At 64.4% G+C, this 23,419-nt stretch carries 31 protein-coding genes; 18 read left to right on the plus strand and 13 right to left on the minus strand.

What is annotated here, in order from left to right; all coding sequences use genetic code 11:
- The first annotated feature begins 66 nt into the window (after positions 1-66).
- Positions 67-873 (plus strand): undecaprenyl-diphosphate phosphatase, encoded by an 807-nt coding sequence (locus tag EB815_RS04230; protein ID WP_056573971.1) that lies wholly within the window; start codon positions 67-69, stop codon positions 871-873.
- Positions 874-973: 100 nt separating this feature from the next.
- On the opposite strand, the gene EB815_RS04235 is transcribed toward EB815_RS04230, so the two are convergent.
- Positions 974-1,351 carry a YraN family protein gene (locus EB815_RS04235; RefSeq protein WP_056573973.1) on the minus strand — a complete coding sequence of 126 codons (378 nt, stop codon included), beginning with the start codon at positions 1,349-1,351 and terminating at the stop codon, positions 974-976.
- The gene (gene rsmI, locus EB815_RS04240) at positions 1,344-2,255 is read right to left on the minus strand and encodes a 16S rRNA (cytidine(1402)-2'-O)-methyltransferase (RefSeq protein WP_056573975.1); all 912 of its coding nucleotides are present in this window, start codon (positions 2,253-2,255) and stop codon (positions 1,344-1,346) included. Before rsmI ends, EB815_RS04235 begins: the two co-directional genes overlap by 8 nt.
- 168 nt (positions 2,256-2,423) lie before the next feature.
- Here rsmI and EB815_RS04245 point away from each other — a divergent pair, with 168 nt between their 5' ends.
- From EB815_RS04245 to EB815_RS04255, 3 genes are read left to right on the plus strand one after another with little or no spacing between them, the layout of a single operon-like run.
- Positions 2,424-2,609, plus strand: coding sequence for a hypothetical protein (locus EB815_RS04245; RefSeq protein ID WP_056573978.1), 186 nt, complete (start codon positions 2,424-2,426; stop codon positions 2,607-2,609).
- 7 nt (positions 2,610-2,616) lie between these two features.
- Positions 2,617-2,805: a hypothetical protein gene (locus EB815_RS04250; RefSeq protein WP_056573981.1), complete on the plus strand. Its 189-nt coding sequence runs from the start codon at positions 2,617-2,619 to the stop codon at positions 2,803-2,805.
- A complete protein-coding gene (locus tag EB815_RS04255; RefSeq protein ID WP_155772483.1) occupies positions 2,759-3,487 on the plus strand; it encodes a hypothetical protein in 729 nt (242 codons plus the stop codon). Before EB815_RS04250 ends, EB815_RS04255 begins: the two co-directional genes overlap by 47 nt.
- Here the strand turns inward: EB815_RS04255 and EB815_RS04260 are convergent.
- The 5 genes from EB815_RS04260 to rph are packed head-to-tail and all read right to left on the minus strand — an operon-like array spanning position 3,429 to position 6,705.
- The gene (locus EB815_RS04260; RefSeq protein ID WP_056573984.1) at positions 3,429-3,752 is read right to left on the minus strand and encodes a low molecular weight protein tyrosine phosphatase family protein; all 324 of its coding nucleotides are present in this window, start codon (positions 3,750-3,752) and stop codon (positions 3,429-3,431) included. The genes EB815_RS04255 and EB815_RS04260 overlap by 59 nt on opposite strands.
- A gap of 3 nt (positions 3,753-3,755) precedes the next feature.
- A complete protein-coding gene (gene hemW, locus EB815_RS04265) occupies positions 3,756-4,919 on the minus strand; it encodes a radical SAM family heme chaperone HemW (RefSeq protein ID WP_056573987.1) in 1,164 nt (387 codons plus the stop codon).
- Positions 4,916-5,563, minus strand: coding sequence for an RdgB/HAM1 family non-canonical purine NTP pyrophosphatase (rdgB, locus tag EB815_RS04270; RefSeq protein WP_056573990.1), 648 nt, complete (start codon positions 5,561-5,563; stop codon positions 4,916-4,918). Before rdgB ends, hemW begins: the two co-directional genes overlap by 4 nt.
- A complete protein-coding gene (locus tag EB815_RS04275) occupies positions 5,563-5,973 on the minus strand; it encodes a VOC family protein (RefSeq protein WP_056573992.1) in 411 nt (136 codons plus the stop codon). The genes rdgB and EB815_RS04275 overlap by 1 nt, the downstream gene beginning before the upstream one ends.
- Positions 5,974-5,988: 15 nt before the next feature.
- Positions 5,989-6,705, minus strand: coding sequence for a ribonuclease PH (gene rph / locus EB815_RS04280; protein WP_056573995.1), 717 nt, complete (start codon positions 6,703-6,705; stop codon positions 5,989-5,991).
- Between the two features lie 157 nt (positions 6,706-6,862).
- On the opposite strand from rph, the gene hrcA reads away from it, so the two are divergent.
- The 6 genes from hrcA to EB815_RS04310 all read left to right on the plus strand — a co-directional run bounded on the left by hrcA (position 6,863) and on the right by EB815_RS04310 (position 12,414).
- On the plus strand, positions 6,863-7,945 hold the full coding sequence (gene hrcA / locus EB815_RS04285) for a heat-inducible transcriptional repressor HrcA (protein ID WP_010912575.1): 1,083 nt from the start codon (positions 6,863-6,865) through the stop codon (positions 7,943-7,945).
- 40 nt (positions 7,946-7,985) lie between these two features.
- Positions 7,986-8,183 carry a hypothetical protein gene (locus tag EB815_RS04290; RefSeq protein ID WP_013892036.1) on the plus strand — a complete coding sequence of 66 codons (198 nt, stop codon included), beginning with the start codon at positions 7,986-7,988 and terminating at the stop codon, positions 8,181-8,183.
- 97 nt (positions 8,184-8,280) lie between these two features.
- On the plus strand, positions 8,281-9,648 hold the full coding sequence (locus tag EB815_RS04295) for a PQQ-dependent sugar dehydrogenase (RefSeq protein ID WP_081295060.1): 1,368 nt from the start codon (positions 8,281-8,283) through the stop codon (positions 9,646-9,648).
- 218 nt (positions 9,649-9,866) lie between these two features.
- Complete coding sequence (locus EB815_RS04300; RefSeq protein ID WP_056574002.1) at positions 9,867-10,484, plus strand: LysE family translocator; 618 nt, start codon at positions 9,867-9,869, stop codon at positions 10,482-10,484.
- Between the two features lie 197 nt (positions 10,485-10,681).
- Complete coding sequence (gene cysK, locus EB815_RS04305; protein WP_056574005.1) at positions 10,682-11,662, plus strand: cysteine synthase A; 981 nt, start codon at positions 10,682-10,684, stop codon at positions 11,660-11,662.
- 125 nt (positions 11,663-11,787) lie between these two features.
- A complete protein-coding gene (locus EB815_RS04310) occupies positions 11,788-12,414 on the plus strand; it encodes a glutathione S-transferase family protein (RefSeq protein WP_056576325.1) in 627 nt (208 codons plus the stop codon).
- Positions 12,415-12,417: 3 nt separating this feature from the next.
- Here EB815_RS04310 and EB815_RS04315 read toward each other — a convergent pair whose 3' ends face one another.
- Positions 12,418-13,662, minus strand: a complete 1,245-nt coding sequence (locus tag EB815_RS04315) for an RNA polymerase sigma factor (RefSeq protein ID WP_056574008.1) — start codon at positions 13,660-13,662, stop codon at positions 12,418-12,420.
- Between the two features lie 5 nt (positions 13,663-13,667).
- Complete coding sequence (locus EB815_RS04320) at positions 13,668-14,036, minus strand: YciI family protein (protein ID WP_056574011.1); 369 nt, start codon at positions 14,034-14,036, stop codon at positions 13,668-13,670.
- A gap of 235 nt (positions 14,037-14,271) precedes the next feature.
- Here EB815_RS04320 and EB815_RS04325 point away from each other — a divergent pair, with 235 nt between their 5' ends.
- Entirely contained in the window at positions 14,272-14,661 is a 390-nt protein-coding gene (locus EB815_RS04325) for a RidA family protein (protein ID WP_244494113.1), read from the plus strand.
- Positions 14,662-14,929: 268 nt separating this feature from the next.
- Here EB815_RS04325 and EB815_RS33925 read toward each other — a convergent pair whose 3' ends face one another.
- Both EB815_RS33925 and EB815_RS04330 read right to left on the minus strand, forming a co-directional pair.
- The gene (locus EB815_RS33925) at positions 14,930-15,055 is read right to left on the minus strand and encodes a hypothetical protein (protein ID WP_274534592.1); all 126 of its coding nucleotides are present in this window, start codon (positions 15,053-15,055) and stop codon (positions 14,930-14,932) included.
- 2 nt (positions 15,056-15,057) lie between these two features.
- Complete coding sequence (locus tag EB815_RS04330) at positions 15,058-15,198, minus strand: hypothetical protein (protein WP_013892047.1); 141 nt, start codon at positions 15,196-15,198, stop codon at positions 15,058-15,060.
- Between the two features lie 150 nt (positions 15,199-15,348).
- On the opposite strand from EB815_RS04330, the gene EB815_RS04335 reads away from it, so the two are divergent.
- The 3 genes from EB815_RS04335 to ligD are packed head-to-tail and all read left to right on the plus strand — an operon-like array spanning position 15,349 to position 18,955.
- Entirely contained in the window at positions 15,349-15,609 is a 261-nt protein-coding gene (locus tag EB815_RS04335; RefSeq protein WP_155772484.1) for a hypothetical protein, read from the plus strand.
- On the plus strand, positions 15,576-16,445 hold the full coding sequence (locus EB815_RS04340) for a Ku protein (protein WP_056574014.1): 870 nt from the start codon (positions 15,576-15,578) through the stop codon (positions 16,443-16,445). The genes EB815_RS04335 and EB815_RS04340 overlap by 34 nt, the downstream gene beginning before the upstream one ends.
- An 8-nt stretch (positions 16,446-16,453) precedes the next feature.
- Entirely contained in the window at positions 16,454-18,955 is a 2,502-nt protein-coding gene (ligD, locus tag EB815_RS04345; RefSeq protein ID WP_056574016.1) for a DNA ligase D, read from the plus strand.
- A gap of 92 nt (positions 18,956-19,047) precedes the next feature.
- Here ligD and EB815_RS04350 read toward each other — a convergent pair whose 3' ends face one another.
- A complete protein-coding gene (locus EB815_RS04350) occupies positions 19,048-19,722 on the minus strand; it encodes an ArsR/SmtB family transcription factor (protein ID WP_056574018.1) in 675 nt (224 codons plus the stop codon).
- Between the two features lie 172 nt (positions 19,723-19,894).
- Between EB815_RS04350 and EB815_RS04355 the strand changes: the two genes are divergently transcribed.
- Positions 19,895-20,227, plus strand: a complete 333-nt coding sequence (locus EB815_RS04355) for an NIPSNAP family protein (protein WP_056576328.1) — start codon at positions 19,895-19,897, stop codon at positions 20,225-20,227.
- The gene (locus tag EB815_RS04360) at positions 20,224-20,568 is read left to right on the plus strand and encodes an antibiotic biosynthesis monooxygenase family protein (protein WP_056574020.1); all 345 of its coding nucleotides are present in this window, start codon (positions 20,224-20,226) and stop codon (positions 20,566-20,568) included. Before EB815_RS04355 ends, EB815_RS04360 begins: the two co-directional genes overlap by 4 nt.
- A gap of 19 nt (positions 20,569-20,587) precedes the next feature.
- Here the strand turns inward: EB815_RS04360 and mbfA are convergent, their stop codons facing one another.
- The gene (mbfA, locus tag EB815_RS04365; RefSeq protein ID WP_056574025.1) at positions 20,588-21,571 is read right to left on the minus strand and encodes an iron exporter MbfA; all 984 of its coding nucleotides are present in this window, start codon (positions 21,569-21,571) and stop codon (positions 20,588-20,590) included.
- Between the two features lie 176 nt (positions 21,572-21,747).
- On the opposite strand from mbfA, the gene EB815_RS04370 reads away from it, so the two are divergent.
- Positions 21,748-22,068 carry a hypothetical protein gene (locus EB815_RS04370; RefSeq protein WP_056576330.1) on the plus strand — a complete coding sequence of 107 codons (321 nt, stop codon included), beginning with the start codon at positions 21,748-21,750 and terminating at the stop codon, positions 22,066-22,068.
- A 363-nt stretch (positions 22,069-22,431) separates the two neighbouring features.
- A complete protein-coding gene (locus EB815_RS04375) occupies positions 22,432-23,415 on the plus strand; it encodes a threonine/serine dehydratase (RefSeq protein ID WP_056574028.1) in 984 nt (327 codons plus the stop codon).
- The last annotated feature ends 4 nt before the right edge of the window (positions 23,416-23,419 follow it).

Here is a 23,419-nt window from a genome sequence, read left to right on the forward strand (position 1 = left end):
AGGGGCAGTTCAACGCCATGACAAGCAAGCCGTTCTGTTAGCCGTCGAGCAAAAGCCGAGGTAGCCATGGAAAGCCAGACCTTCGTCGAAGCCCTGCTGCTGGGCCTGCTGGAGGGGTTGACCGAATTCATACCGGTCTCCTCGACCGGACACATCCTGCTTGCCGGCCATTTCCTGGGCTTTCATTCGACCGGCAAGGCCTTCGAGATCCTGATCCAGCTCGGCGCGATCCTGGCGATCCTCAGCGTCTACTTCCGCCGCCTGTGGCAGATGCTCCTCGACCTGCCGCATGACCGGCTGACGAGGCATTTCGTCATCGGCATCCTGATCGCCTTCCTGCCGGCGGCGATCATCGGCGCGCTGGCGCACGACTTCATCAAGACGGTGCTGTTCGAATCACCGAGGCTGATCTGCATCATGCTGATCATCGGCGGCGTCATCCTGCTGGTGGTGGACCGCATGAACCTGAAGCCGGTCTATCGCGACGTCGAGCGGTTCCCGACCAGGCTTTACCTGCAGATCGGGCTTTTCCAGTGCCTGTCGCTGATCCCCGGCACCTCGCGCTCCGGCTCGACCATCGTCGGCGCGCTGCTTCTGGGGGTCGACAAGCGGGCGGCGGCGGAATTTTCCTTCTTCCTCGCCATTCCGACCATGGTCGGCGCCTTTGCCTTCGACCTGTTCAAGAACCGCAACGTGCTCACATCCGCCGACCTGCCGATCATCGCGATCGGCTTCGTCGCCGCCTTCGTCACCGCGCTCTTCGTGGTGCGCTTCCTGCTCGATTACGTCTCGCGCAACGGCTACTCGCTGTTCGGCTGGTGGCGGCTGGTGGTGGGGATTGTCGGATTGCTGGCATTGATGGTTTGGGGGTGAGGAGTGTTCCGCGCAGCGGACGGAAAGCCAATTGCTTGGCTTTCCGAACGACGAACGCCCTGAGCCCGCGAAGGGCGAGCAACGCCGGTCAAATGCTCCCCTAATTCCGTCCATAAAAAGCATTCTCGACATGCACCGGCCAGTGCCATGGCAGCACCGCGACCATGTCGAAGCGCATCGACAGCCTGCCATAATCCGCCTGGCGCGATAGCCAGATGTCGGCCGCCGCCTCGATGCGGCGCTCCGATTCATGGCTGATCGCCTCCATGGCTTCCATCAGCGTGCGGCGCGCCTTGACCTCGACGAACAGCACCAGGTCGCCGCGCCGCGCGATCAGGTCGATCTCGCCGAAACGGGTGCGATGGCGGCGCGCGAGAATCCGGTAGCCCTTCAGCATCAAAGCTGCCGCCGCCAGCCATTCGCCGCGATGGCCGCGCCGATAGGCTTTCTGGCGGCTGGCGCTGGGGCGCTCAGCCACTCCCCTCTCCGGAAGCATCCTTGAGCTCCAGAAGCCGACGGTAGAGAGCCTGTTTCTGGCCCCCGGTCATCTTCGCGGCTTCCGCCGCTGCCTTGGAGGCCGGCATTTCGGCGGCGAGCGACAACAGCAGGCGGTCGATATCCGCCGGCTCGTCCGCCTTGGCCTCGGCGGGACCGACGCAGACGACGATCTCGCCCTTTGGCGTATCGGCCGCGGCATAGTGGTCGGCCAGCGCCCGCAGCGCGCCGATGCGCATTTCCTCGAAGGTCTTGGTCAATTCCCTGCCGATGGCAGCCTTTCGCTCGCCGCCCAACGCCTCGACCATGGCGCCCAGCGACTCGGCCAGCCGGCGCGGCGATTCAAAGAAGATCAGCGTTGCCGGTACGGCCTTCAGCGCTTCCAGCCGCGCCAGCCGCTGGCCAACCTTCACCGGCAGAAATCCGGCGAACAGAAAGGCGTCCGACGGCAGACCGGACGCTGTCAGCGCGGCAAGCGGTGCCGACGGACCAGGGATCGGCACGACACGAATGCCGTGGTCGATCGCCTCGCCGACCAGCCGGTAGCCGGGATCGGAGACGAGCGGCGTGCCGGCATCGGAAATCAACGCCACGCTCTGGCCGGCCTGAAGGGCCGCGATCAGCTTCGGCCCGGCCTCGCCGGCATTGTGTTCGTGATAGGCCGTGGTGCGGCGGCGGATGCCGTAGCGGTCGAGCAGCACGCGCGACACCCGCGTGTCCTCGCAGGCGACGATGTCGGCGGCGGCCAGCGTCTCCAGCGCGCGCAGCGTGATGTCTGCGAGATTGCCGATCGGCGTCGCCACCAGATAGAGCGCCGGCCCGAGCGGACGGGCCACGATCTCGGTCTGCCCGACCACATAGCTGCGCTTGCCCGTCTCGTCAGTCACCGATGCCGTCTCCGTTCAGCCCTGTCTGGCCTGCCAGATCTTGTTTGGCACGGCTGGTGCCGGCTTGCAAAACTCACGCCGATGTAAGCTAAGCGCCATTCCTTCGCCACAGTAGGGAACGAAACCGGGTTTGGCAGATTTAGCCCCTGATTCCCAAGGGAGGACAGGATGGACAGCCTGAAGATACAGGACGCTTTCGCGCCCTACTATGCCGGCCGCAACAGCACCTCCCCGCCCAGGGAAAAGCGCCTGCCCGCCGAGAACGACGCCAGCCCGACCAAGTGGGCCGCCAAGCCCTTGCCCACCAATGTCAGGCTTTCCGACAACAAACCAGACAGCACGACGGAGCACTGACCGAACGATGCCCAATCGCTTCGATATCTTCATCACCCGTCTTGAAACGAAAAGCGCCAGGGAAGGCGTGCCCCCGCATCCGATGAACGACCAGCACAGCGTTCGCCGCGAAAAGGCCGACGCCAAGCCGGCCCGCAGCGGAGAGGCGCATGCCGAGAAGGATCGCGGCAAGCGCCGTTTCAAGCACGACGCCTGACGAGATCGCTGACAAATTGAGGCGCGTCGCGACTGAAAAGCTGGTTGGTCCGCGAATGTTGGCCCTTGCGGTCGGCCTTTTTGCCTTCACGTCCCCGGCCGATACAAGAAACAACGCGCAGGCCGGCTCCTCATCAGCCTCCCGAAGCCCACGAACGGTCAAGTTCAGGGCAACGGCTGCCAGCGGCCTCTTTGGCAAGACGCTTTCGCTCCGAGGGGTACTGGTCGGCGAAACCGAGGAACGGGAATTCGCGAGAATTCGCTACCCGGCAATCAACCAGCCTGTTTCCAGCCGGGACTGGATAACCGTCCAAGGTCTCTCCGCCGCCTATCTGCAACTGGACATTGATCCGCAATTCGCGATGCCGGGCATCCACTTGCATATGCGTTCAGACGATCCAGCCACGTCACACTACATGTTCCATAAAGTTGGCGAGCAATGGATCCAGGCGCCGCGAGCCACAAAGATCGACGTGTTTTCCTACGCAGGCTGTGGCCTCACCCAACAATCCTGGGAGGACGGCGGCGATTTTCACCATCAGGATTTCTTCTTTGAGGTCGACTCGGGTTCGGATTGCGCGGTGGCCGACGCGTCATGGTCAGGCACGCGCGGCAAGCCATCTGTCACCCCAGATAGCGTGAAACGCTCGCCTTCAGGCGCTCAATCAGCTCCAAATCCATGAATTCATAGTTATCCGGTATATCGAGGCAGATGATTCGGGCCTTGTTCAAACTCGTCTTGAATTTCTTCTGCAATTTGGTGCGGTGCACCTTTTCCATGACGAAGATGATGTCGGCCCAGGCGACCAGCTCATGCGTCAGCGGCGTGTCGGCATCATGGTTGGTCCCCGCCGATGCGACCTCGATGTCCCGGCGCGTTGAAAACACCTGCTCGGCGGTCGGGCTGCGCAAGCGGTTCTGGCTGCAGACGAAAAGGACGTTTTTCAAGGATCAGCGCGCCAGGTCGGCCACCACGGCGTCGAGCACGATCATGCCGGCCGGCGTGGCGCGCAGGCGCGCATTGCCGATCGGCGCCACCAGCCCCTCGCCCTGCAGCATGGACAGCCGCGCGCTCGACAGGCCGCGCCCGGAAAACGCCTCGTAGCGCGAGAGATCGATGCCTTCGGCGAGCCTCAGCCCCATCAGCAGGAATTCGTCGGCCTCTTCCGAGCGGGTCAGGATCTCGCCGCCGGTGACACCATGGCCCTTGGCCTCGACAAGGTTGGCCCAGGTTTCCGGCATCCGCTCGGCTATCGTCACCGTGCGGCGGCCATTCTCGACGAAGCGGCCATGCGCGCCGGGACCGACACCGACATATTCGCCATAGCGCCAATAGGTCAGGTTGTGCCGGCTCTCGGCGCCCGGCCTGGCGTGGTTGGAAATCTCGTAGGCCGGCAGGCCATGCGCGGACGTAATCTCCTGCGTCAGCGCATAGAGGTCGGCGGCATGGTCATTGTCGGGAATGATGAACTTCTTCGCCGCATGCAGTGCATGGAAGGGCGTGCCTTCCTCGATGGTCAGCTGGTAGAGCGACAGATGATCGGCGGCATGGCCGATCGCCTGTTCGAGCTCGGCCGCCCAGGCCTCCGGCGTCTGGCCGGGCCGGGCGTAGATCAGGTCGAAGGACAGCCTTGGGAATATTTCCCGCGCGAGGCCGATGGCGTGCAGCGCTTCATCGACATTGTGCAGCCGGCCGAGGAAGCGCAGATCCTTGTCGTTCAGCGCCTGCACGCCGAGCGAGACGCGATTGACCCCGGCGGCGCGATAGCCACGAAAGCGCTCGGCCTCGACCGAGGACGGGTTGGCTTCCAGCGTCACCTCGATGCCTTCAGGCACCGTCCAGTTCCTCGCCACGGCGTCCAGGACCCTGGCCACGGTTTCCGGCTTCATCAGCGACGGCGTACCGCCGCCGAGAAAGATGCTGGTCACCTCACGCGCCCCGGTGCGCTGGCGCATCGTCGCCAGTTCCGCCTCGAAGGCGGCGGCAAAGCGCTCCTGGTCGACCGGCTGGTGGCGGACATGGCTGTTGAAGTCGCAATAGGGGCATTTGGCCGCGCAGAAAGGCCAATGGATGTAGACGCCGAAGCCGGGGGCCCGGTCGAGCAGCATGCTCATGCCTCTCCCAATCTCGCTTTGGCGAATTTCTGGAAGGCGCGTGCGCGATGCGACAACGCCGTCGCCTGGCCTGGTTTCCAGCCGTGTTTTTCCTCGGCACTCATCTCGCCGAAGGTCTTTTCGAAGCCATTGGGCAGGAACACCGGGTCATAGCCGAAGCCAAGCTCGCCGCGTGGCGGCCAGACCAGCGTGCCTTCGGCCTCGCCGCGATAATATTCGGCCTCGCCGTCGGGAAAGGCGAGGCAGATGACGGCGACAAAGCGACCCTTGCGCTGTTCCGGCAGAGCGGCGCCGACCTCCTGCAGCGCCACTTCGGTGCGCTGCATGGCCATGGCGAAGTCGCGCGATCCGTCCGGGGTTTCGGCCCAGTTGGCGGTGTAGACGCCGGGCGCGCCGTCGAGCGCGTCGACGCAGAGGCCCGAATCGTCCGACAGCGCCGGCAGGCCGGTCGCCTTTGCGGCGGCCAGCGCCTTGATGTAGGCATTCTCCTCGAAAGTGGTGCCGGTCTCGTCCGGCTCCGGCAGGCCATAGTCCTTCGCCGACTTCGCTTCGAAGCCGAACGGCCCCATCAGATCGGCGAATTCGCGCAGCTTGCCGGCATTGTGGCTGGCGACGACGATCTTCTTTCCATCAAGAGAATGCATCAAAGCCCCCAGATTCTTGGCTCGGCAAACTCGATCGAATTGCCCGAGGGGTCGCGTATATAGAGCGAACGGCCACCTTGCGGCCATTCGAATTCGCTTTCGATGGCAATTCTTTTTGCCTCCAGATGGGCTTTCCAGGCCACGATTTCCGCAGCGCTCGCCGCGAAGCAGAGATGACCTTCGCCGACCGCGCCATGCGGCGGCACTTTCAGCCGCGCGTCCGGCGCCGGAGGTATCTTGGTCGTCTCGGCATTGAAGACCAGCAGCACGCCCGGCCCGCAGCGGAAGAAAAGATGTCTGCCGTCCACCTTGCCGAGCAGATCGAGGCCGAGCACGCCGACATAGAATTCTTCCGCCGCCGCCAGATCGGTGACGTACAGGGCTGATTCAAGGATGGCGGAGGGGGTCACCAGAAAATCGATGGCTTACGCCACCGCCATCTGCTGCAGGCTGACCAGGCGCTGGATGCCTTTCTTGGCCAGGCCCATCAATTCCGCGAACTGCCCATCCGAGAAGGGCTCGCCCTCGGCGGTGCCCTGGATCTCGACAATGCCGCCCTTGCCGGTCATGACGAAATTGGCGTCGGTGCCGGCCGAGGAATCCTCGAGATAGTCAAGATCGATGACCGGCTGGCCGTCATGGATGCCGCAGGAAATCGCCGCGACATGGTCCTTCAACACCTTGGCGACGCTGGCCATCTGCCGGGCTTCCATCCAGCGCAGGCAGTCATAAAGCGCCACCCAGCCGCCGGTGATCGAGGCGGTGCGGGTGCCGCCATCGGCCTGGATGACGTCGCAGTCGACGGTGATCTGCTGTTCGCCCAGCGCCTGCAAATCGACCACGGCGCGCAGCGAACGGCCGATGAGGCGCTGTATTTCCAGCGTGCGGCCGCCCTGCTTGCCGGCGGAGGCCTCGCGGCGCATGCGCTCGCCGGTCGAGCGCGGCAGCATGCCGTATTCGGCCGTCACCCAGCCCTTGCCGGAATTGCGCATCCAGCCGGGCACCTTCTCCTCGAGGCTCGCCGTGCACAGGACATGGGTGTCGCCGAACTTCACCAGGCACGAGCCTTCGGCGTGCTTGGAGACGCCGCGCTCGAAGGAGATGGCGCGCATTTCGTCGAATTGGCGTTTGGAGGGGCGCATTCGGGCTTCTTTCCAGTCATTTTTCGGAATCGTGGCCGGCTTTTAGACGCATGGGGGGCAGCGCGCAAAGGAAAACGGACCGGACGATCCGACACAGACACCGGGTTGCGCCCGCCGTGCCGAAGTCTATATCCTGAACAAGGAGGTTTCTGGCCGAATGACCAAGGCAATCGATCCGGGTTCGCAACCGCTCGCACTTCAATCACTCGACATGCGCTCACGCGACATCTTCCGGCGCATTGTCGATTCCTATCTCAGGGACGGCGAGCCGGTGGGCTCGCGCAGCCTGTCGCGCATCCTGCCCTCCTCGCTGTCGCCGGCCACCATCCGCAATGTGATGAGCGACCTCGAGCACCTCGGGCTGATCTACGCGCCGCACATCTCGGCCGGCCGGCTGCCGACGCAGGCCGGCCTGCGTTTCTTCGTCGACGCCTTCATGGAGCTTGGCGACCTTTCCGACGAGGAGCGCCGCACCATCGAGGCACAGGTGCGGGCCTCCGGTTCGGGTGCGACGCTGGAGCACATGCTGACCGAGGCCAGCCAGATGCTGTCGGGCATGTCGCGCGGCGCCGGCCTGGTGCTGGCCGCCAAGAACGAGGTGGCGCTGAAGCATATCGAATTCATCCAGCTGGAACCGACCAAGGCGCTTGCCGTGCTGGTGTCGCAGAATGGCGACGTCGAGAACCGCGTTGTCGAGCTGCCCGCCGGCATCACCGTCTCGCAGCTGCACGAGGCCTCGAATTTCCTCAACGCGCATATCCGCGGCCGCACGCTGGCCGAGGCGCGGACCGAGATCGCCCGCATCAAGGAAGAGACGCGAGCCGCTCTCGACACGCTGTCGCAAGACCTGGTCGAGAAGGGGCTTGCGGTGTGGGCGGGCGCCGAAAGCGGCCTGCCGGCAAGGCTGATCGTACGCGGCCGCGCCAACCTGCTCGAAAACGTCACCGCCCAGGCCGACATCGAACTGCTGCGGCATCTGTTCGAGGACATGGAGACGCAGGACGGGCTGATCCAGCTGCTCGATCTCGCCGAGCAAGGATCGGGCGTGCGCATCTTCATCGGCTCGGAAAACAAGCTGTTCTCGCTGTCCGGCTCGTCGCTGGTCGTCGCGCCCTATCGCGACAAGGATGCCCGCGTCGTCGGCGCGCTTGGCGTCATCGGCCCGACCCGTCTGAATTACGCCCGAATCGTGCCGATGGTCGATTATACCGCGCAGCTGATATCGCGCATGTTAAGGTAGCGCCCCGGATAGCAAGAGACGGGCAGCAAGGAGAAGAAGAATGGCGCTCGAAGAATTCAAGGCCCGGATCAGCCTGCTGCTCGAGGAGATGGTGAACCAACCGGAAGACCAGCACGAAATCCAGGAACAGCTGCGCGAAAAACTGCGGGAGATGCGCGCCATGGGCCTGCCGCTGCCGGCGGATCTCGTCGCGCTGGAAAAACGCCTCGACGACGATTTTTACGCTGCCGGGACATAGACCGGAAACCGGTCTTTCGCTCCTCGACGCATCGTATGAGGCGGAACCTCTGGACAGACCTGCCGTTGGTTTCCTTCGCGACCAGATGGAGGACAAGATGATCCGATCGGCCGGCCTGGTGCTTCCAGCGCTCTTTCTCGCAACAGCGGCCTTCGCGCAGCAGGCGGACCAACCGGTGCTGAAAGGCGCGGCCGCCTTCGGCGACTGGCGCGCCGACAAGCCAGGTATACGCCGCCTGATCAAGCCGGAAGACCTTCCGAAGCCCTATCTCACCAAATCCGCCTCGAACAGCGCCGGGCTCGCCGACATGCCGGCAGGCGCGAAGCCGCGACTGCCGGCGGGATTCTCGGCCGAGCTGATCGCCTCCGGCATCGACAATCCGCGCGCCGTGCGCATCGCGCCGAACGGCGACCTGTTCGTCGCCGACAGCGAAGCCAACCAGATCCGCGTCTACCGCCTGTCCAAGGACAGTGCCAAGCCCGCCGAAGACGCCATCTTTGCCCGCAATCTCAACCAGCCCTATGGCATCGCCTTCTATCCGCCGGGCAATGACCCGCAATGGGTCTATGTCGCCAACAGCGACAGGATCGTGCGCTTTGCCTACCGCAATGGCGAGCTGAAAGCCGCCGGCGAACCGCAGACCATCGTCGACAAGATTCCCTCGAACCACCACTGGACGCGCGACATCGTCTTTTCGCCTGACGGCAAGACGCTCTATCTGTCGGTCGGCTCGGGTTCGAACATCGCCGAGGACATGGGCAAGGCGCCGGATGGCGGCCTAGAAGCGTGGATCAAGTCGAAGCCGCTTGGCGCGACATGGGGCTCCGAGGACGGCCGCGCCGACGTGCTGGCCTTCGACCCGGACGGCAAGAACGGCCGCATCGTCGCCACCGGCCTGCGCAATTGTTCGGGCATGACCGTGCAGCCGGCGACCGGGGCGCTGTGGTGCGTCGTCAACGAGCGCGATGCGCTCGGCGACAATGTGCCGTTCGAGTACGCAACATCCGTCAAGGACGGCGCCTTCTACGGCTGGCCCTGGTACTATATCGGCGACAATGAGGATCCGCGCCACAAGGGAGCGCGGCCCGATCTCGCCGGCAAGGCAACCATTCCCGATGTGCTGATGCAGGCGCATTCGGCGCCGCTCAACATCGCCTTCTACGACCGCCAGGATTTTCCGGCCGGCACCGGTTTTCCCCAGGACTACAGGGGCGACGCCTTCGTGGCCCTGCACGGGTCGTGGAACCGCGGCAACAGGACCGGCTACAAGGTCGTCCGATTGCTGTTCAAGGGCGGCAAGCCGACCGGCGAATACGAGGATTTCATGACCGGCTTCGTGGTCTCCAATGGCGAGGTGTGGGGCCGGCCGGTGGGCGTGGCGGTGGCGAGCGACGGCGCCCTGATCGTCACCGAGGACGGCAACGGCACCATCTGGCGCGTGACTTATGGTGGCGCCCGCTCCTGATGGATCTTGCTCGGCTGGCACAGGCCCTTCATCCCGGATTGCCGGCGCCGGCGTCATCCCTCTTCCCGCGAACAGCGAGAAGGTGGCCGCGAAGCAGCCGGATGAGGGGACCTCGCAGGACGAAGGCCGGCATGTCTGGTGCAACGGATTCGGACACCCAGGGAATTCAACCGTGGCCCGCGCCATGCGATAAAGCTTTCCGATCCGAGACCGAATCCATGACCCTCACCGGCTTCCTCACCTACAGCGCCGCCCTTGGCATCGCCGCCGCCATCCCCGGCCCCGGCATCACCGCGCTTGTCGCGCGTGCGCTCGGCTCCGGCTTTCGTTCGGCGCTGGCGATGTTCTTCGGCCTGATGGTCGGCGACCTCACCTATCTGACCGCCGTGGTGCTCGGCCTCGCCTTTGTCGCGCAGACCTTCGGCATGGTGTTCCTGGCGATCAAATGGGCCGGCGTCGCCTATCTGGCGTTTCTGGGCTGGCGCTTCTGGACCGCCGGCATCACGCCCGAAACGGTTGAGGCCAGGAAGGGCAAGGGCGGGCTGGTTTCGAGCTTTGCCGCCGGCCTCGCCGTCACGCTCGGCAATCCCAAGACAATGATCTTCTACCTCGCCATCACGCCGACCATCGTCGACCTGAAGACCATCACGCTGGCCGACTACAGCATTCTCGCCGCTCTGACGGTCGTCGTCCTGTTCGTCGTGCTGGTCCCTTACCTGGCGCTCGCCGCCAAGGCGCGCTGGTTCCTGAAATCGCCACGCGCCCTGAAGGTGCTGAACCGCACCGCCGCCGGCTTCATGGTCGGCGCGGCGGCAGCGATCGCCGCCCGCCAGTAGCACTCTTTCAGCCAAAACATTCCGAGGTCGGGCCCTTCCGCGAAATGCTTTTCCGGGACAACGGCGTTTTAGACAAACGCCCCACTCGGATATTTCCGGCCGACAGCTTATGTTGCGCGGCTGAAAGCCCTATCTTGCCGGCTGCAATGCCACTTGCCTGAAATTCTCACTCGCCTGAAATCCTGGGAGCGAAACCAATGAACAAGCCCGTCACCTCCGCCCGCGTCCCCGGCCGCGGCCGCATCTACAATTCCATCACCGACACGATCGGCGACACGCCCCTGGTACGGCTCGACAAGTTCGCCAAGGAGAAGGGGATCGTCGCCAACCTGGTGGCCAAGCTCGAATTCTTCAACCCGATCGCTTCGGTCAAGGACCGCATCGGCGTGGCGATGATCGAGGCGCTGGAGGCGGCGGGCAAGATTTCACCCGGCAAGACGACGCTGATCGAACCGACGTCGGGCAACACCGGCATCGCGCTCGCTTTCGCCGCAGCCGCCAAGGGCTACAAGCTGATCCTGACCATGCCTGAGACAATGTCCATCGAGCGCCGCAAGATGCTGGCGCTGCTCGGCGCCGAGCTGGTGCTGACCGAAGGCCCGAAAGGCATGAAGGGCGCCATCGCCAAGGCCGACGAGCTGGCCGCGACGATCCCCAACGCCATCATCCCGCAGCAGTTCGAAAACCCCGCCAATCCGGAAATCCATCGCACGACGACGGCCGAGGAGATCTGGAACGACACGCAGGGCGAGGTCGACATCTTCGTCGCCGGCATCGGCACCGGCGGCACCATCACCGGCGTCGGTCAGGTGTTGAAGAAGCGCAAGCCCTCGGTCCAGATCGTCGCCGTCGAGCCGGAAGCCTCGCCGGTGTTGTCGGGTGGCCAGCCCGGCCCGCACAAGATCCAGGGCATCGGCGCCGGCTTTGCGCCAAAGATCCTCGACACCACGATCTATGACGAGATCGTCAAGGTCTCGAATGAGGATTCGGTTGCCAATGCGCGCCTCGTTGCCCGCCTCGAAGGCGTGCCGGTCGGCATCTCGTCGGGCGCTGCCCTGCAGGCGGCGATCGTCGTCGGCTCACGGCCGGAGAACAAGGGCAAGACCCTGGTGGTGATCATCCCGTCCTTCGCCGAGCGCTATCTGTCGACGATCCTGTTCGAAGGGCTCGGCGCGTAACTCGTCGCGGCTGCTGGCCCTTTGAAAAACCGCCGGTGGCGCCTGCCGCCGGCTTGAGCGGCACCCTGCTTCCGGTTCATATCCCCATCGGCCTGCTTTGGGTGCAGGCCGGGGGGGAGAATTCCATGTACAAGCTCTATACACGTCCGGGCAGCGGCGGTTTCGTCGTCGAGGCCGCGCTGGCGCTGGCGAACGCGCCGTTCCAACAGATCGACGTGCCGAAGTCCGACCGGCCCGATCCGGCGTTCCTCGACATCAGCCCGCTAAACCAGGTGCCGGTGCTGACCTTGCCGGACGGGCGCTCGATGACCGAATCGGCGGCGATCTGCATTCTGCTTGCGGAACGCCATCCCGAGGCCAGCCTGGCGCCGGCGATCGACGCGCCGGCCCGCGTCGAGTTCCTGCGCTGGATGGCGTTCATGTCGTCGGTGCTCTATCCCGCGATCCTGCGGCTGTATTACGCCTACCGCTACACGGCCGATGCCGACGGCACGAAAGCCGTCAAGCAGGCAGCCGTCGCCGAGATGGACCGCGGCTTCGCCGTTCTCGACGCCGCCTTGCGCGGCCGTGACTGGCTGGTGGGTGAGGCGATGTCGCTGGCCGACATCTATCTCGTCATGCTCGTGGCCTGGCATCCCGACATCGAAAGCGCGCGGACGGCATGGCCTGATATTGAACGCTTGTGGGCGAAGCTGCGCGAGCATCCATTGCTGAGGACGCTCAACACGTCGCACGAGATGTGGCCGGGCTGAAGCTCAGTTTCGCAGCGTTGCGCGTTTGCCTTGCAGGAACCGGCGCACCGCAGGATCGCGTTCCAGGCCGATCGCCCTGTCATAGGCCTCGGTCGCCTGCGGCACCTGGCCAAGCCTGGCCAGGAGACCGGCCCGCGCCGCCCAGTAAGGCTGATATTCATTCAGCCGCTTGTCGTCACCCAGAACGTAGAGGGCAGCCAGCCCCGCCATGGCGCCCTGCGTTTCGGCGAGCGCAACCGCGCGGTTGATCGCCACCACCGGCGATCCCACAATCGAAAACAGCGCGTCGTAAAGCGAGCGGATCGCCACCCAGTCGGTGCGGCCGGTCAGCCGTCGCGCGGCGTGGGCCGACTGCACGGCTGCCTCAAGCTGGTAGCGGCCGACCACGCCGCTCGCCGCGGCATGGGAAAGAAGCGCCTCCGCCTCATCGATGAGGGCGCGGTCCCAAAGGTCGCAGTCCTGTTCGGCCAGCGGCACGAACTCGCCTTCGGCGCTACGCCGGGCCGCGCGGCGCGCCTCGGCAAACAGCATCAGCGCAAGCAGGCCAAGCGCTTCCGGCTCCTCCGGCATCAGCGTGGCGACCAGGCGGCCGAGCCAGATGCCCTCGGTGGCGAGGTTGCGGCGCCGCGTCTCGGTGCCGGCCGGATCGGACCAGCCTTCGGCGAAGGCGGCGTAGATCGCCTCCAGCACGGCGTCCAGCCGCTCGCCGAGTTCGGCCCGCTCCGGAACCCGCAACGGAATGCCGGTTTCACGGATGCGCGTCTTGGCGCGCACCAAGCGCTGGCCCATCGTTGCCGGCGAGACCAGGAAGGCGGAAGCGATCGTCGCGGCATCGAAGCCGAGGATGGTCTGCAGGATCAGCGGCGCCCGCACGCCCGGTTCGATCGCAGGATGCGCGCAGGCAAACATCAGCCGCAGCCGTTCGTCGGGCAGATCTTCGTCGGTCATGCGCGCCTCCATCTCCTCGGCGATCAGCTTGAGATGATCGCGGGCGGCCTCCCGGGTGAGCCGCCGCCGCACCGCATCGACACGACGCCGGCGCGCCACGGCCAAAAGCCAGGCTTCCGGCTTTTCGGGCACGCCCGATTTCGGCCAGCGTTCGAGCGCCGCGGCAAAGGCGTCGGCCAGCGCGTCCTCGGCCGCGGCCACGTCGCGCGTGCGCGCCGCGAGCCAGGCGACCAGCTTGCCATAGCTCTGCCTGGCGGCGGCCTCGGCGGCCGCCCGGGCGATATCCGGGCGACTGTCCAACGCGGTCAATCCTTGGGCAGGTAGTCGGCCATTTCCCAGATCGGCCGCAACTCGACCGTGCCGGTGCTGGCCGCCGGACAGCGCGCCGCCCATTCGATGGCGGTATCGATGTCGGCCGCCTCGATCATGTAGAAGCCGGCAAGCTGCTCCTTGGTGTCGGCATAGGGGCCGTCGATCACATTGGTCTTGCCGTCGGCGATCCGCACCGAGGTGGTCGCCTGGGTCGGGCGCAGCCTTTCGCCGGCCAGCCACGCGCCTGATTTCTTCAACGCGTCGGTATAGGCGCTATAGGCCGCGCTCATCTGCCGGGCCTTCTCGATCGGCATGGCCGCCATCGCGGCTTCGTCGTTGTTGATCATCAGCATGTATCGCATGGGTCATCTCCCGTGGTTTCGAAGGCCGCGTCCTTGCGGGGCCAGACGTATGTCGCGCGGCGACGACCGATTTCGACAGCGCGCCAAGAAAAATTTTCGGCTTCGTCACGCGGTTTCGCAAGGACCAGGTTTCACCAGGCGGCCGGCCGCGGACTGGCGACCATGCCTCGCAGCACTATCCTTGCGACCAGCCTTTATGATCCGGGCACGTCACACCAGAGATGGGAGATGAGAAATGGAACTCGTGACCCACAGGAAATTCAAAAACGACCGGTTGATGCCGTGGGGCAAGGGGACAGTTGTCAGCGGAGCGAAGGGATTCGCTTACCTCTGTGGAAACACTGCGACCGCCGCCGACTACGATCCTATGGGCAAGCGGGGCGGTCGTTTCGCTGGCGATGCGGCGGCGCAGTGGCTTGAGGTTCTGGGCAATATCAAATCCGATCTTGAGGAGCTGGGCACCACGCTTGAACACCTCGTCAAACTGACGTTCTTTGTCAGAGGACCATTTCCCGATGGCGGCGTTCTCAGCTCTCCCAATTTTCGCCTGGACGTTCTGGACGCGTTCTTCGCCGAGCATTGCCCGAAGCACTGCAGTTACAACAACCCGCCGCCTCGGAGGTGATTGGCGTTGCCGCGCTCGCTCAAGCCGACATCGTCATTGAAATTGTCGCGATCGCCGCCCTGCCGGATTGAGCTGAACCATGGCGTGCCTGCCTCGCCAGCATGCGAATGAAGCCGGAGCACAGCAGGCAGGCGCCGTCGAAGACGATCGACGGACGGCTTGCATCGAAAGATGGTTCAGCGGGAGGACTGGCTTGGCAGACTAGACCGAAGAAGGTCGGTCACGCGGGCCTCGGCTGCTCGTGTCCTGGGACACCAGCCGTAGGTGGTCAAAGACGCGGCGTTGTCGAGCGCCGCTCGTCGGCGAAAGCCGGGCGCTCGGCGCGATAGGTGGTGGCGCGGGAGTTGGCGCCTGGCCGGCAGATCCGGCTGTTGTGGCGGCTCTCGAACGTCATGGTCAGTGCGCGCCGAGCGAGGTACCGCGACGGGCGCAAGCCGGGCCGGGGCCGCGCATGTAGTAGCGCTCCGGCCGATAGGTCGGCGCGACGAATTCGCGAATGGCGGCGGCATAGCCGATGAGGTGCGTTAGGAAGTTCATTTTACCCGTCCCTGTCCCGATTTTCGGATGTCCCTTCCGAATTGCGCGGATGATAGCATCGAGGCGTGAATAGTCGGTGAACGTGATGTTAATTTCTGGTCGAAAACCCGTTGCTTCGTGGCCGGAATGCGGCTGATTCGGGGTGTTTCCATGCCTTTTGTCGCCATTCCGCGGAGTGTGACTTTTGCATCACATATGTTTCGTTTGAATGTCGCCTGGGCGCGGTTCTGTTTCCAATTTTTGACCAGCGGTGAAATTTCCGTTCTGGCCGCCACAATGGCTCAGGCGCGCTTTGGCATGCCTGATGTCACGCGCATGCGGAACTGGAGCGCGCCCTGCCCGTTCTTCCCTTCATCTGATCGCGGAAAGGAATTGCCATGGCGCCGCGCCCTGCCTGGAAGGGTTATCTGAAGCTGTCGCTGGTCACCTGCGCGGTCGAACTGACCAATGTCGTCACCCATACCGAAAAGGTCTCGTTCCGCATTCTCAACCGCAAGACCGGCAACACGGTGAAACGCATCTATGTCGACGCGCAAACCGGCAAGCCCTTGGAGGATGGCGACGAGATCAAGGGTTATGAGCTGGACGACGGCGACTTCGTCCATATCGAGGAGGACGAGATCGAGGCGGTGCAGATCGAATCCTCGCACACGATGAGCCTCGACGGTTTCGTCGACAAAGCCTCGATCCAGCAAATCTATCTCGACACGCCCTATTATGTCGCGCCGGCCGACAAGGTGTCGGAGGAGGCTTTCGCCGTCATCCGCGATGCCATGGCGGGGAAGAAGATGGCCGGGCTGGCGCGCATCGTGCTCTACAGCCGGGAACGCCCCGTGGTCATCGAGCCGCTCGGCAAGGGCATGGTGCTGACGACGCTGCGCTACGACAATACGGTGCGCCAGCCGGACAGCGTGTTCGGCGAGATCAAGGCGGTGAAGACCGACCAGGAGATGACCGATCTGGCCGAGCTGATCATCGACAAGAAGAAGGCGAAGTTCGATCCGTCGAAATTCGACGACAAATATGAGGACGCGCTGCTCGAACTGATCCGCGCCAAGAAGGCCGGCAAGAAGGCGCCCAAGGCCCAGGCGACGCCCAAACCCTCGAATGTCGTCAACCTGTTCGATGCGCTGAAGAAGAGCCTTTCCTCGGATTCAGGCTCTACGAAAGCGTCGTCCGCGAAAGCCAAACCGGCGGCCAAGCGCGCCAAGCCGAAAGCGGCCGCGCCCAAGCGCAAATCGGCCTGAGGTACCAAATGGCCGGCCTCGAGCAATATAACGCCAAGCGCGATTTCAAGAAGACCTCGGAACCGGCCGGCAAGGTCGCGCGGACCGGGAAAAGCGAGGAGGGCGGCATTTTCGTCATCCACAAGCATGCGGCGACCAGGCTGCATTACGACCTTCGGCTGGAACATGGTGGCGTGCTGTGGAGCTGGGCGGTGACACGTGGCCCCAGCCTGGACCCGCATGAGAAGCGGCTGGCCGTCCATGTCGAGGACCACCCGATCGACTACGCTCCGTTCGAGGGCACGATCCCCAAGGGCGAATATGGCGGCGGCTCGGTCATCGTCTGGGACGAGGGGACATGGGTGCCCGAGACCGACCCGGCCAAGGCGATGAAGAAAGGCCATATCAACTTCGAGCTCAAGGGTCACAAGCTGCATGGGCTGTGGCATCTGGTCAGGCTGAAACCGCGTCCGGGCGAGAAGCGCGACAACTGGCTGCTGATCAAATCGGACGATGCAGCGGCGCGCCCGGGCGTGGATATACTGAAGGAAGCGCCGCAATCGGTGAAGTCCGGCCTGACGATCGAGGAGATCGGCGAAGGCAAGACGGCGAAAGGCCGAAAGCCCGACGTCTGGCATTCGAACAGGCCGGCGGCCGGCAACGCGAAGGCGGCCGCCCGGAAACTCGACTTCATCGAACCGCAGCTGGCGACACTCGAACGGGATGCGCCGCCGGGCAAGGACTGGCTGCACGAAGTGAAATTCGACGGCTATCGCATGCAGGCGCAGATCGCGGGTACCGATGTGCGGCTCTTGACCCGCACCGGACTCGACTGGACGGAGAAATTCGGCGGCGAAATCGTCACCGAACTCGCCGGCCTGAAATGCAGCGATGCCATCATCGACGGCGAGATCGTCGTACTGGCCGACAGCGGCGTCTCGTCGTTCGCCTTGCTGCAGCAGGATTTGTCGGCAAAGCGGACACATCGCTTCATCTACTATGTGTTCGACCTGATGCGCCTCGACGGCAAGGATTTGCGCGCCGAGCCGCTGGTCGAGCGCAAGCAGGCCTTGCAGGAGCTGCTCGGCAAGCAGCCCGAGAACCCGGCGGTGCGTTTCTCCGACCACTTTTCCGAGCCCGGCAAGATCATGCTGGAGCATGCCTGCCGCATGGGGCTGGAAGGCGTCGTCTCGAAGCGTGCCGATGCGCCCTATCGCAGCGGGCGCGGCCCGACATGGGTGAAGTCGAAATGCACGGCGCGGCAGGAATTCGTCATTGGCGGCTATCTGCCGTCGGACAAGACCGGGCGCGGGCTGCGCTCGCTGCTGGTCGGCTACTATGAGGGCGCCAAACTACACTATGCCGGGCGTGTCGGCACCGGCTTCTCCGCCAAGGGTGCGACGGAGCTGAAGACAAAACTCGATGGGCTGAAGGCCAAGGATTCGCCTTTCGACAGGGCCGTGCCGAAGGGCAAGGGTCTGGTCTGGGTCAAGCCGGAGCTTGTCGGCGAAGTGGAGTTTCGCAGCTGGACCTCGGACCGTATAATACGCCATGCCTCGTTCCAGGGGCTGCGCGAGGACAAGCCGGCGGAGGACGTTGTGCAGGAAAGGCCCAAGGCAGCGACAGGCAAGGCCAAGCCGTCGTCAAGCGGCGCCGGCAAATCCGCCGCTGCGGTAACGACCACCGTCAAGCTCTCCCACCCCGACAAGCTGCTGTGGCCCGACGAAAAGATCTCTAAGCAAGGCCTGCTCGACCATTACGCGGAGGTCTGGCCGCGCATGGAGCAGTTCGTCGTCAACCGTCCGCTCAGCCTGGTGCGGGCGCCGGACGGCGTTGGCGGGCCACGCTTTTTCCAGAAACACGCCTCGGCCGGCATGAGCGACAAGATCGCGCGGATGAAAGACCCAACCGATGGCGAGGAGATCCTGTTCGTCCGGGATTTCGATGGCGTCGCGGCGCTCGTCCAGTACGGGGTGGTCGAGATCCATATCTGGGGTTGCACGATCGACAAGCTCGAACAGCCGGACCAGATCATCTTCGATCTCGACCCCGATGAGGGTGTCGACGTGGAAGCGGTACGCGAGGCGGCGCTCGACATCAGGGGCAAGCTCGATGAGCTGTCGCTGCCGAATTTCGTCAAGACATCGGGCGGCAAGGGCTATCACGTGCTGGTGCCGCTCAAGCCCTCGGCGGATTGGGATGCGGTAAAGACCTTCGCCCATGATTTCGCCAAGGCGCTCGAACAGGGCGCCCCCGGCCGCTACACGGCGACGCTGTCGAAGAAGGCGCGCACCGGGAAAATCTTCGTCGACTATCTTCGCAACGGCCGCGGCTCGACGACGGTCGCGCCCTATTCGTCGAGGGCCAAGAAGGGGGCTACCGTGTCGATGCCGGTGACCTGGGCCGAGATCGAGGCCGGGCTGGCGCCGAACGCGTTCCCGATCGGCGACAAGACGACGCTGAAACAGCTGGCGCAAGCCGATCCGTGGAAGGGGTTTTTCGAGCAGGGGAAGGCGTTGAAGCGGGGGTAAGCCTACTCGACTTCGTCATCGTAGGGCGAAGCAAGGAGCGAAGCGACGCAGCGCAGACCCCAGGATGACGAAGGTGGGTGAGCGCTGGCAAACTACGCCAAAAACGCCCTCTCAAACGCCTGCTTGCCCGGCGGCGAGAAGATGACCGCGCGGCTGTCCTTTTCACGACGTGCCCATTTTTCCAGAAGGATCTTGTCGAGGATGGCCGCGCCCAGCGTGCCGGCGAGATGCGAGCGGCGCACGCTCCAGTCGAGGCAGGCGCGGCAGACCGGCCGGCGCGGCCTGGGATCGACATCGATGCCCATGGCGGAAAAATGCGATGCCGCCGACGGACCAGGCCTGATCTCCTTGTCGTCGCGCAGCAGGATGTCTCTCTCGACAAGGCGGTCGAGCATCGCCACCGCCTGCTCGCCGGCGAGATGGTCATAGCAGACGCGCGCGACGCGCATCGCCGCGTCACGCGGACCCGGCCGCACACGCTTGGGGCCAACGGCTTCCGCCACACCGGTGATGGCTTCGATCATGCCCGCGACCTGCGGACCGGCGAGACCGTAATAGCGATGCCTGCCCTGGCTGGCCAAGGTCAGCAGCCCACCCTCCATCAATTTCGACAGATGCGAGCTGGCGGTCGGCAAGGAGACGCCGGCCTCCAGCGCCAGTTCGCTCGCCGTCAGCGCCGTGCCGCCCATCAGCGCGCTGAGCATGTTGGCGCGGGCCGGGTCGCCGACCAGGCTGGCGATGCGCGCGATATCAGGTCCTTCACGCATGGTTTGATCCTCATCGAAGCATTCTTGTGAGACAACCACTAATCTGGCTTCAGCTCAAGGAGCCGGCGACGCAAGAGACGATGGCTCCTGACACCAAACTGCCTAGCACATGGATGCGCATGACGTTTCGACCGCGCTCGAAGCGTCGATGCAAGACCCAAGGGAGCCGACCATGACCATCACCTGCTTCATCCGCTATGAGATCGACCCGTTCGGCAAGGCCGCCTTCGAGGAATATGCCCGCAACTGGGGCCAGGCCATTCCGCGCTGCGGCGCCGACCTGATCGGCTATTTCGCCCCGCATGAGGGGTCGGCGACGACGGCCTACGCCGCCTACAACATTGAAAGCCTGGCGGCCTACGAAGCCTATCGGGCCCGCCTTGCCGCCGATCCCGCCGGCAAGGCAAACTATGAGTTCGCTCGCCGCGAAAGATTCATCCTCAAGGAGGACCGCATGTTCCTGAAACACGTTTCCGGGCCCCACGCCAAGCTGGTGCTGCCGTGATCGCCGTCATCTTCGAGGTGCAGCCCGCGGAGGGCCGGCGCGATGCCTATCTCGGCATCGCCGCCAAGCTGCGGCCCCTGCTCGACGGCATTGACGGCTTCATCTCGATCGAGCGCTTTCAGAGTCTCGCCGACCCGAACCGCATCCTGTCGCTGTCGTTCTGGCGCGACGAGGACGCGGTGAAGGCCTGGCGCAACACCGAAGAGCACCGCCAGGCGCAGCAGGCCGGCCGCGGCGGCATCTTTGCCGGCTATCGGCTGCGCATCGCGCATGTGGTGCGCGACTACGGACTGACCGAAAGGGACGAGGCGCCGGCGGACAGCCGGGCGGTGAATGGGTGAGTGGCTGGCGCGGCAGCGCTCAAGCATTCCCGATCAGCACTCCCGCCGCGAACACCAGCGCGCCGCCCAGCACCACCTGGAAGGCGGCGCGCAGGAAGGGCGTCTGCATGTAGCGGTTCTGGACGAAGGCGATGGCCCACAATTCGAAGAACACCACCACAGCGGCGACGGCCGTCGCCGTCCAGAAATGCGGAATGAGATAGGGCAATGCGTGGCCCAGACCGCCGGCCGATGTCATGACGCCGGTGGTGATGCCGCGTTTTATCGGCGAGCCGCGGCCCGAGAGCTTGCCGTCGTCGGAAGCGACTTCAGTAAAACCCATGGAGATGCCGGCGCCGATCGACGCGGCAAGTCCGACCAGGAAGGTCTGCCAGGTGTCATGCGTGGCGAAGGCAGCGGCGAAGATCGGCGCCAGCGTCGACACCGAACCGTCCATCAGGCCGGCAAGGCCCGGCTGCACGTAAGTCAGGATGAACTGGCGCTGCTCGGCGGCGGCCTCTTCATCCTTCACGTCGCCCGGCACATGCTTCTGCTCCAGCCGCTGCGCCAGTGTCTCGTGACCCTGTTCGGCTATAGCGAGGTCGTCGAGAAGTTTACGCGTCGAGGCATCGGTGGTGCGCTTTGCCGCCTCGACGTAGAACAGGTAGGCCTGCTGCTCCATCGCCTCGGCCTGGCGGCGCACATGCTCGATGCCGAGCGGCCTCACCAGCCAGTCGGGCTTGCGCTCGAAATAGCCCTTCACATGTTCGCGCCGGATCAGCGGAATGCGCTCGCCGAAACGCTTGCGGAAGAGTTCGATCAGGGCGTCGCGATGGCCGTCCTCCTCCTCGGCCATCTCCTCGAACACCTTCGCCGATTGCGGGAAGCTTTCCGCCAGCCCGTCGGCATAGGCCCGATAGATGCGACCGTCATCTTCCTCGGATGAAATGGCCAGCGCCAGGATTTCTTGTTCGGAGAGCGATTCGAAGGGGCGGCGGCCGAAGCCGAAAACACGGGAAAGCATGAGGAAAGGACCCTAGTTTAGAATAGTTCTAAACTAGGGTTTGCCACGCTCCGGGTCAATCGCGCCGTGGCCACGGGTTCAAGAATTGTTGAAACACTCAAGTGGCCCCGCTTCTTTATTATTGGCAAAGATTCACCTATATAGCTGAACCTAACACAAGAATGAGGAGCATGCGCATGACGAAGCCGCACCCGCAGCATTTCGACCCGAAACCCGTTCTCGATCTCATTGCCGGCATCGAGGCCGATCTGCAGCGCCTGAAGGGCCTGGTCGAGCAGCAGATCGAGAAGTTCGACCCCGCCAACCCGCACAACAAGGCCCCCGACGGCAAGCTGACCGAGGAGGGGGTCGAGTGCTGCTACCGCATGTTCGACGAAGGCAAGTCGCGCTATTCGGTCGCCCAGCAGATGAAGATCTCCTTTGCGGCCGCCACCCACCGCTTCAACAATTGGCGCAAGCTGGGCGGAACCAAGAGGCAGCGGACGCTGCTTGGATGAGGAGCGGTCCGCGCAGCGGACGAAAAGCCCCCAAATGGGCTTTTCGAGCGACGAACGCCCGGAGCCATAGAGGAGGGCCGGGGCCAACCGTCATGGTCGGCGCTGCCCCTCATTGCCCTGCCGGGCATTCTCACCGTGAACGGCCGTCGCCGCTCCTCCAGCAACGTCCGCTTCCTGGCGAAAGCGTAGGCGACAGCGCCCTTCTCCCCGTTCACGGGGAGAAGATGGCGGCAGCCAGATGAGGGGCAGCGCCGTCCATCGGATTTTGACTCACCCAACATTGTAACGGTCACATTTTTTCGATGGTGCGCCACGGCTGTTTGCGCGCATCATGAGAAGACACCCACTTTCACTGGACCTCGCATGACCGCCACCACCCTTCCCGGCATCGCCGACATCCACGCCGCGGCGGCCCGTCTTTCCGGGCTGATCGTCGAAACCCCCTTGATCGAATCGCAGGAGCTGAACAAGCGCTTCGGCGGCCGCGTCCTGTTCAAGCCGGAGACGCTGCAGCGCACCGGCTCGTTCAAGTTCCGTGGCGCCTACAACAAACTGTCATTACTGAGCGAGGCGGAACGCAGCCGGGGTGTCGTCGCCTTCTCGTCGGGCAATCATGCGCAGGGGGTCGCTGCTTCCGCCGCCATGTTCGGCGTCAAGGCGGTCATCGCCATGCCGGCGGACGCGCCGGCGATGAAGATCGGCAATGTTCGCAAGATGGGCGCGGAGGTGGTGCCCTTCGACCGCTTCCGCGATGACCGCATGACCGTGGTTCGCCCCTATCTCGACAGGGGGATGGTGCTGGTGCCGCCCTTCGACGACCCTGCCATCATTGCCGGGCAAGGCACGATCGGCCTTGAACTGATGCGGCAGGCCAGGGCGCTCGGCGTCAGCCTCGACGCCGTCTTGATCCCCTGTGGGGGCGGCGGCCTGTCGAGCGGCATTTCGGTGGCGGTCAAGGACGCCTCGCCAGGCACAGCGGTCTGGGCGGTCGAGCCCGAGCATTTCGACGATACGCGCCGCTCGCTCGCCGCCGACGCCCGGGTTTCCAACGAAGCGGGCTACAGTTCGATCTGCGACGCGATCCTGACGGCCGAGCCGGGCGTGATCACGTTCGAGATCAACCGCAAGAACCTCGCCGGCGCCATTGCCGTCTCCGATAAGGCGACGGCACAGGCGATGCGCGACGCCATGGCCTATCTGAAGCTGGTGGTCGAGCCGGGCGGCTGCGTCGCGCTGGCGGCGCTGTCATCGGGCGAGATCGAACTGTCGGGCAAGAATGTCGCCGTGGTGCTGTCCGGCGGCAATGTCGATTTCAGTACCTATGCCGGGATCATGGCGGCCGCCTGAGCGC

Source organism: Mesorhizobium loti, assembly GCF_013170705.1.
Lineage (GTDB): Bacteria > Pseudomonadota > Alphaproteobacteria > Rhizobiales > Rhizobiaceae > Mesorhizobium > Mesorhizobium loti_D.

Bases quoted from the DNA above. Each gene is read 5' to 3' on its own strand.
- cysK (WP_056574005.1), top strand. From the start codon at position 10,682: ATGAACAAGCCCGTCACCTCCGCCCGCGTCCCCGGCCGCGGCCGCATC.
- EB815_RS04330 (WP_013892047.1), bottom strand. From the start codon at position 15,198: ATGAACTTCCTAACGCACCTCATCGGCTATGCCGCCGCCATTCGCGAA.
- EB815_RS04310 (WP_056576325.1), top strand. From the start codon at position 11,788: ATGTACAAGCTCTATACACGTCCGGGCAGCGGCGGTTTCGTCGTCGAG.
- EB815_RS04250 (WP_056573981.1), top strand. From the start codon at position 2,617: ATGCCCAATCGCTTCGATATCTTCATCACCCGTCTTGAAACGAAAAGC.
- EB815_RS04350 (WP_056574018.1), bottom strand. From the start codon at position 19,722: ATGCGTGAAGGACCTGATATCGCGCGCATCGCCAGCCTGGTCGGCGAC.
- EB815_RS04230 (WP_056573971.1), top strand. From the start codon at position 67: ATGGAAAGCCAGACCTTCGTCGAAGCCCTGCTGCTGGGCCTGCTGGAG.
- EB815_RS04375 (WP_056574028.1), top strand. From the start codon at position 22,432: ATGACCGCCACCACCCTTCCCGGCATCGCCGACATCCACGCCGCGGCG.
- EB815_RS33925 (WP_274534592.1), bottom strand. From the start codon at position 15,055: ATGACGTTCGAGAGCCGCCACAACAGCCGGATCTGCCGGCCAGGCGCC.
- EB815_RS04255 (WP_155772483.1), top strand. From the start codon at position 2,759: ATGCCGAGAAGGATCGCGGCAAGCGCCGTTTCAAGCACGACGCCTGAC.
- EB815_RS04325 (WP_244494113.1), top strand. From the start codon at position 14,272: ATGGAACTCGTGACCCACAGGAAATTCAAAAACGACCGGTTGATGCCG.
- EB815_RS04355 (WP_056576328.1), top strand. From the start codon at position 19,895: ATGACCATCACCTGCTTCATCCGCTATGAGATCGACCCGTTCGGCAAG.
- EB815_RS04340 (WP_056574014.1), top strand. From the start codon at position 15,576: ATGGCGCCGCGCCCTGCCTGGAAGGGTTATCTGAAGCTGTCGCTGGTC.
- EB815_RS04370 (WP_056576330.1), top strand. From the start codon at position 21,748: ATGACGAAGCCGCACCCGCAGCATTTCGACCCGAAACCCGTTCTCGAT.
- hrcA (WP_010912575.1), top strand. From the start codon at position 6,863: ATGACCAAGGCAATCGATCCGGGTTCGCAACCGCTCGCACTTCAATCA.
- EB815_RS04300 (WP_056574002.1), top strand. From the start codon at position 9,867: ATGACCCTCACCGGCTTCCTCACCTACAGCGCCGCCCTTGGCATCGCC.
- EB815_RS04320 (WP_056574011.1), bottom strand. From the start codon at position 14,036: ATGCGATACATGCTGATGATCAACAACGACGAAGCCGCGATGGCGGCC.
- EB815_RS04245 (WP_056573978.1), top strand. From the start codon at position 2,424: ATGGACAGCCTGAAGATACAGGACGCTTTCGCGCCCTACTATGCCGGC.
- ligD (WP_056574016.1), top strand. From the start codon at position 16,454: ATGGCCGGCCTCGAGCAATATAACGCCAAGCGCGATTTCAAGAAGACC.
- EB815_RS04335 (WP_155772484.1), top strand. From the start codon at position 15,349: ATGCCTTTTGTCGCCATTCCGCGGAGTGTGACTTTTGCATCACATATG.
- EB815_RS04290 (WP_013892036.1), top strand. From the start codon at position 7,986: ATGGCGCTCGAAGAATTCAAGGCCCGGATCAGCCTGCTGCTCGAGGAG.
- rph (WP_056573995.1), bottom strand. From the start codon at position 6,705: ATGCGCCCCTCCAAACGCCAATTCGACGAAATGCGCGCCATCTCCTTC.
- mbfA (WP_056574025.1), bottom strand. From the start codon at position 21,571: ATGCTTTCCCGTGTTTTCGGCTTCGGCCGCCGCCCCTTCGAATCGCTC.
- rdgB (WP_056573990.1), bottom strand. From the start codon at position 5,563: ATGCATTCTCTTGATGGAAAGAAGATCGTCGTCGCCAGCCACAATGCC.
- EB815_RS04295 (WP_081295060.1), top strand. From the start codon at position 8,281: ATGATCCGATCGGCCGGCCTGGTGCTTCCAGCGCTCTTTCTCGCAACA.
- hemW (WP_056573987.1), bottom strand. From the start codon at position 4,919: ATGAGCATGCTGCTCGACCGGGCCCCCGGCTTCGGCGTCTACATCCAT.